We start from the raw sequence: 2,153 nt of genomic DNA on the forward strand, positions 1-2,153 counted from the left end.
GAAGCCGTAAAGAATCAACCCGTTGCTTTCATAGGACAAGATCGTTGCTCTGGTATGAGCTTCGCCGCCGATGTTCTGAATCAGCTTGCGCTGCGGTTTCAGGTCGTTTTGCCGCATCTGAACGAGCGTCAGCGGCGTCTGGTGCTGGCCCAGGAGGCGCGGCTGCTCGGACACGGTGGGGTACGGGCCGTTGCAGGGGTAGCCGGGGTGAGCGAGAGCACGGTCCGCAACGGGGTGTTCGAGCTGGAGGCCGGTGGGGATCCGCTGCCGGACGGCTGCGTCCGGCGCCCCGGGGGTGGCCGCAAGCCCGCCGAGGAACAAGATCCTTCCCTGGTTCCTGCGTTGCTGAAGCTGGTGGAGCCGGACGAGCGGGGTGATCCGATGTCGCCGCTGCGCTGGACCACCAAGTCCCTGCGCAACCTCGCAGAAGAGCTGACCCGGCAAGGGCACCCGGTCTCCGCTCCGACCGTCGGCCGGCTCCTGAAAGGTCAAGGCTTCAGCCTGCAGGCAAGCGCCAAGACGCTGGAAGGCAAGCAGCACCCCGGCCGGGACGCGCAGTTCCGCTACATCAACGAGCAGGTCAAGGAGCACCAGTCCGGCGGTCAGCCGGTCATCAGCATCGATGCCAAGAAGAAGGAACAGCTGGGGCAGCTGCCGAACCCCGGGCGGCAATGGCGCCCCGCCGGCGATCCGGTGCAGGTGGAGGACCACAGCTTCTACTTCATCGGCCCCGACGTCGACGTGGCGATACCCTTCGGCATCTACGATCTGGCCCACGACAGCGGCTGGGTGAACGTCGGCACCGATCACGACACCTCGGTGTTCGCCGTCGAGTCGATTCGCCGCTGGTGGCGGGCCCGCGGGCGGATGGACTACCCGGATGCCGACAGACTGTTGATCACCGCGGACTGCGGAGGGTCCAACAGCTACCGCTACCGGCTATGGAAGGCCGAACTCGCCGCGTTCGCCGCCCAGATGGGTCTCACGGTGACCGTCTGCCACTTTCCGCCGGGCACCTCGAAATGGAACAAGGTCGAGCATCGGCTGTTCTCCCACATCACCATGAACTGGCGTGGCAGGCCCCTGACCAGCCACGAAGTCGTGGTCAACAGCATCGCCGCGACCCGCACCCGCACCGGTCTGCGCGTTCACGCCGAGCTGGACACCGGGACCTACCCGGTGGGGATCTCCGTCAGCCGCGAGCACTTGCACTCTCTGCCGATCACACCCCACGACCAGCACGGATCCTGGAACTACACGATCGCCCCGGCTGGCGCCGCCAGCAACTGCGCTGTCAACACGAGCGATCGGGACCAGAGCAGGTCGCAGGTTCTGGCGATGCTCGCCGACCCGCACCTGAGCGGCATGACCTCATCAGAGCTGGAGGCATTATGCGCCCGGCTGGCCCCAGCGCAAGCCGCTCAGGCCGAACAGCGCAAGTTCCAGCAGCGCGGCGGCCGCCGTCTGAAGGCCCCCGGAGCACATGGCAGGCCCCTGCTCTCAAACGCCGACCGCATCCTCGTCACAGTGACCTACCTGCGCCGCGTCTGCTCCCAGAAGGTTCTGGTCGACCTGCTCGCCATCAACCCGGTCACGATCGGCCAGGTCATCGGCGAGACCCGCACACTCATAGACGCGCAAAAGATCACGGTCTCGCAGACCGCGCACTACTTCTCCTCCGCCCAGGAACTACGCGACTGGGCAAACGACGGTGCGACCACCAGCCGAATGGATCTCTCCCAGACCCTGTCCCACCCCGCACTCACCGGCATGCCCCGGCCGGACTTCCAGGCGCTGATTGACCGGATCACCGTGCCCTACCAGGCCACGATCGAACAACGTCGGCACCGCAAACGCGGCGGCGACCGGCGCCCCGGAACCCGTGGCGGCGTCTTCCGTCAAAAGATCACCGACGCGGACCGGATCCTCGCGACGGTCCTTTCCCAGCGAGATCTATGCAACCAGCAGACCCTGGCCGACTTGTTCGGTGTCAGTCGCGGCACCATCCGCAACGCCATCGACGATGTCCGTCCCCTGCTCGAGCAGGACACATACGTTCCGACACTTGCCGAACGGCGCTTCGCTACGACCGCCGAGGTACTCGCATCCGTCACAGAAGACAGCGAAACACCATGTTGAATCCTTACGGCTTC

General features: G+C 65.7%; 1 protein-coding gene. It reads left to right on the forward strand.

Annotation, left to right across the window (positions count from 1 at the left end):
• Positions 1-54: 54 nt before the first annotated feature.
• Positions 55-2,139, forward strand: a complete 2,085-nt coding sequence (locus ADK64_RS04000) for an ISAzo13 family transposase (RefSeq protein WP_053654828.1) — start codon at positions 55-57, stop codon at positions 2,137-2,139.
• The last annotated feature ends 14 nt before the right edge of the window (positions 2,140-2,153 follow it).

Origin of the sequence: Streptomyces sp. MMG1121, from assembly GCF_001280015.1 — a bacterium.
In the GTDB taxonomy this organism is placed as follows: Bacteria; Actinomycetota; Actinomycetes; order Streptomycetales; family Streptomycetaceae; genus Streptomyces.